The 688-nt window shown below is 39.5% G+C and carries 2 protein-coding genes; both read right to left on the bottom strand.

Features of this window, described 5'->3' with window-relative positions; all coding sequences use genetic code 11:
* A partial coding sequence (locus tag AC1DTM_RS30270) for a 3-phosphoshikimate 1-carboxyvinyltransferase (protein ID WP_477001678.1) occupies nucleotides 1–494 on the bottom strand: 494 nt, incomplete at its 3' end.
* A 16-nt stretch (nucleotides 495–510) separates the two neighbouring features.
* On the bottom strand, nucleotides 511–688 hold a 178-nt coding region (locus tag AC1DTM_RS30265; RefSeq protein WP_477001677.1), incomplete at its 5' end, for an ACT domain-containing protein.

Raw genomic sequence — 688 nt, 5'->3', positions numbered from 1 at the left:
GGTGAAGCATATTGGATCGCTTTTAAATCTCCTCCGCGTATTGTTAGCGGCGTAAACGTTCCTTCTTCTCGGCCATCAATTTTTGCGCCCATTTGCGTTAGTGGATTTGTTACACGTTGCATCGGTCTCTTCGCAATTGAAGCATCACCTTGCACGCAAGAAAAGAATGGTGTGTTTGCAAGTATTCCTGACATTAATCGAATCGTTGTACCAGAATTACCAACATCTAATACAGCTTTTGGCTCTTGTAAACCTTCTAATCCTTTTCCAATTACCGTAACTTCGTCTTCATTTTGCGTAATCTCTACTCCCATTTCTTTAAAACAAGAAATCGTACTTAAACAATCCGCACCAGGAAGAAATCCTTTAATTGTTGTTTTTCCATCTGCAATTGCGCCAAACATGACAGCGCGATGCGAAATTGATTTATCACCTGGGATTGTAATTGTTCCATTCAATCCATTAGTTACAGGTTGTATTTTTGTTCCCTTCACGTTCTCACCTTCTTTTTTAAATTGTTTCATACGTTTGGTATTCTTCTTTTCCTAGCGCCAGCTTTGCCTGCATGCGGTCTTCTTCTCTTTGGAAGCTAATTCTAAGCACCCCAAGCAATCCTTCACGCGCTTCTAATATTTGCAAGTTTGTAATGCTAATTTCTTCTTCTGCTAAAATACTCGTAATATGAGCT

This window comes from Bacillus sp. P4_D3, assembly GCF_056401855.1.
The sequence above is the reverse complement of the archived record's forward strand: the minus strand, read 5'-3'. Positions and strand labels throughout refer to the sequence as shown.